Source organism: Dapis hubbardiae BLCC-M172, from assembly GCF_050016015.1.
Classification (GTDB): domain Bacteria; phylum Cyanobacteriota; class Cyanobacteriia; order Cyanobacteriales; family Microcoleaceae; genus Trichodesmium.
The window spans coordinates 9293-13091 of record NZ_JBNHEQ010000003.1 but is presented as its reverse complement, the minus strand read 5'-3'; the positions used below and the strand labels follow the sequence as shown (position 1 = coordinate 13091).

4 protein-coding genes and 1 pseudogene are annotated in these 3799 nt (G+C 35.5%); all 5 read left to right on the top strand.

Annotation, left to right across the window (positions count from 1 at the left end):
• Nucleotides 1-35: 35 nt before the first annotated feature.
• A pseudogene (locus tag ACP6PK_RS00220) lies at nt 36-194 on the top strand (tetratricopeptide repeat protein); the annotation flags it as partial.
• Between the two features lie 48 nt (nt 195-242).
• Entirely contained in the window at nt 243-485 is a 243-nt protein-coding gene (locus tag ACP6PK_RS00215) for a hypothetical protein (RefSeq protein ID WP_094672435.1), read from the top strand.
• Nucleotides 486-874: 389 nt separating this feature from the next.
• Nucleotides 875-1201: a hypothetical protein gene (locus ACP6PK_RS00210; protein WP_426556738.1), complete on the top strand. Its 327-nt coding sequence runs from the start codon at nt 875-877 to the stop codon at nt 1199-1201.
• Between the two features lie 347 nt (nt 1202-1548).
• Entirely contained in the window at nt 1549-2892 is a 1344-nt protein-coding gene (locus ACP6PK_RS00205; RefSeq protein ID WP_426556736.1) for a TIGR03279 family radical SAM protein, read from the top strand.
• Nucleotides 2893-3033: 141 nt separating this feature from the next.
• Nucleotides 3034-3799, top strand: a 766-nt coding sequence (locus ACP6PK_RS00200; RefSeq protein WP_426556734.1) for a hypothetical protein, incomplete at its 3' end; no start/stop codon positions are given.

The window sequence follows — 3799 nt, the reverse complement described above, 5'->3', positions numbered from 1 at the left end:
TTTTTTTAAACAGAGTATCCTGATTAAATGACTTAGGTTCCCTATACCATTTTTCAGGAAAATATGGTGAAGTTGAACCTCTTTATCAAGAGGCTTTAGCTATTTATAAACGTTTGTTTAAAACAGAGCATCCTAATGTAACCACTATCTTAAAAAATCTAGCTTTGCTCTATGCTAAAACTAACCGCCATTAACAATATCTAGAATCTTCTAAAGAAGCTACAAAAGTAAAACATCGCTTGATGAGTCAGGAATTTTTAGGCAGTTCAGAAAATGATAGAATGCTTTTCCTAGACAAAATTAGAACGACACAATATTTCTTATTTTCCCTTGTCTATAAATACTTTTATTCCCTAGAAGAATCTCCAGAAAAATCAGATGCTATTCACACTGCTTTAGATTTAGTCTTAAAACGTAAAGCTATCAGTAACGCCGCTGATGCAGCTTTTAATGCAGCAATGAATAGGGATATTTCTGGCAAGTAATAGTGAAAAAGCTCGTTCAGAAATGATTATTGCTCCGATATTAATAGACCTCAAAAGACAAAACCAAGAACAAATAAATATTTTTTCAGGGATAGATTTTACCGTCGAACCAGAAAAAGTCTTATACCATTTCTCAAAAACTTTTCTATATTTACTTGAGCATGGGAGTAGGGGAGTAGGTAGGGACGTTTTGCTGCGCAACATGGAAAGCGGAGCATTCCGGAACGGAAAACGCATTTTTGCCTGTGCAACGTCCGTACAGAGAAGCAAACATAAGAATAATTGACATTAAACTAGCTCAAATAAGTCAAAAAATGATTATGATTCTACCGAGCCGTTAATAACTGAAGTACCGCCAAAGTATAGCAATATAGCAATACTTTTGAGAATTGGTATTAAACAGAACCTGCGAATTTTTAATTACTAAGTCTCCAGAAATGTTAACAATAATAGCTCCAGTCATAACTATTGTTGAAGCTCAGAAAGAAAACCTCAATTTAGGATTAGGGCAATGTATTGCAGAAATGATAGCTGCTAGAATATTTAACCAAAAAGAAGGCAACAATATAAGCACAATTTATGGAGCAATTACATCAGGAACTAACTGGCGATTCTGGCAACTTCAAAAACAAAATATTATTATAGATTTGACCGAATATTACCTAAATCAAATTCATCTAATTATGGGAATATTAACAGCTAGTCTCACTTCTTAAATTGGAGAGCAAACCCCTACAGTTTTTTCACAAATTATACCAAATTCAAAAAAGGCAGTTACATCTTAAGTCGTGATTTATTCCTAGAATAAAAAACTTGATAAATCCCATAAATTCTAAAAATTAAACCTTTTTTCCTATTTTTTATTATTATTTTTCTTTGCCAGATGAGCTGTTGCCAGATGAGCTGTGCCGTGACTGTAGCAATATTTTATGAAATTGGTATTATTGAGTTGGGTTTGGAGAGCAAACCCCTACAGTTTTTTTCACAAATCATTTACGATTTCTATAGATAAGTAAATTTTTTTTCCTTCTTTATTCTTCCCTCTTCCTTCTTCCTTCATAACATGAGTAAAACTTCTATCCGACCTGCTCTAATAACTAAAGTAATACCCGACTCGATCGCTGCCGAAATTGGTTTTGAACCTGGAGATACGATCGCCTCTATCAATGGACAACAACCACGAGACCTCATTGACTATCAATATATTTGCGCTGACGAATATCTAGAAATAGAAGTTATCGATACAAAAGGTAAAACTCACCACATCGAAATCGAAAAAGACTACGACGAAGATTTGGGGTTAGAATTTTCTACCGCTCTTTTTGATGGTCTAATTCAATGTAACAACCGTTGTCCGTTTTGCTTCATTGACCAACAACCACCAGGTAAACGAGACACCCTATACCTAAAAGATGATGACTATCGTCTGAGTTTCCTATATGGTTCCTACCTAACTCTGACTAACCTTCCGCAACGGGAATGGGAAAGAATAGAACAAATGCGACTGTCGCCACTCTATATTTCCGTTCATGCTACAGAAGCGGAATTACGATCGCGCCTTTTAAAGAACTCCCGCGCTGGTAAAATACTCGAACAAATTCATTGGTTCCAAGAAAGACGACTGCAAATACACGCTCAAGTTGTAGTTTGCCCAGGAATTAATGATGGTGTTCATCTGGAACGTACATTATTAGATTTAGCAAAGTTTCATACTGGAGAGATACCCGCAGTAGCATCCGTAGCAGTTGTACCAGTCGGGTTAACTCGCTTTCGCCCTACAGAAGATGAACTAATACCCGTCACTACCGCAAAAGCAGAAGAAGTGATAGACCAAGTGCAGGAAATTCAGGCCAAACTCAGACAAACATCTGGAAATAATTGTATCTGGTTAGCTGACGAATGGTTTTTAATTGGCCGTCGAGAATTGCCCCCCACTTCAGAATATGAAGATTATCCTCAAATTGGCAATGGTGTCGGTTCAATTCGCCAGTTTGTATCACAATTTGAAACTTATGTCAAAGATTTTTTAGAACAAAACATTTGCTTGAGCACCCCAAGAAAATTAACTTGGGTAGTAGGGAATGCAGTCGAGAAAGCATTTGTAGCGATCGGCCAGCAACTAAATCAAATTGAAGGATTGGAAGTAAATATGCTAGCCTTATCTAGCAATTATTGGGGACAAGACATCACTGTAACTGGACTATTAACAGGCCAAGACTTGTTAGAAGGTTTGCAGGGACAAGACTTAGGAGAAGGAATTTTGTTACCTTCGGTAATGCTCAAACAAGGGGATAATCTATTTTTAGATGACATGACCCTAGAAGAATTAGCAGGCCAACTCCAGACAAATATTTGGCCAGTTGCCGGAGTAGAAGAACTAATCTTAACTGCAGTAGGAGATCGCTGAGTCAACAAACAAGAAGTTAAGGTTATAGGAAAATCTCTAATTTTTCACTAATTAATTTAACTTTTCACCTTTGATTTTAGTAAAGCAATGAACCCATTAGTTTAAAATATCTGTTGGACTTGGAGACTAATAAAAAAATCCATGAGTGTTTTTCGTAATATTGTGGTAGTAGGAGCGATCGGAGCAGTTATTTCAAATGCAGGCCAAGGGTATTCGGCCCCATTACCTGGGCATTCCCAAAGTAATACTCCTGAAAATTCAATTTTAGACCCAGAAGAGGTGAAAGAACAATCTGTTGAAGTGAAAGAAACTCAAGGAGTAAAGTCAGATATTAACTCTTTGGAGAAAGTTACTCAACTCATACCTCAAGGTAGTTTACTAGAAAAATTAAAATCAAATTCTTTAGGTACAAATGTACCATCAAACAGACACTCAGAAGTTAATATCAATAAACAATTACCTGAGGCAAAAGCTAATCAAGAGATAATTTCGGAATTAAAAGAATTCGAAAATATATACAAAAATACAAGTGGTTTATTGGCAGAATTAAAATCTCCGAGAAAAGGAGAAAATATTTCTGCTTCAGCATTACAATTTAAACAAAATATTAATCGTAGTTTTGCAGTTAATCAGAATCCAAAATTTAACGTAGACTCGAAAAATTTAGGAGAATTAGGCAATAAGTCTAATTCCAGTTTATTAGATTTGCTAGAGTCGAAGTCGGACAATTATCAGATAGAAACTCAAATTAATCCTTCAGTAGAAACTAACTTTAAACAATCTATTATTCTGGAGAATAAAGAGAGTGATAAATTTCATCCAGATTCGTCAAAATTAGCAGATGTCGGCAAATCTAATTCCAGTTTATTAGATTTGCTAGAGTCGAAGTCGGACAATTATCAGATAG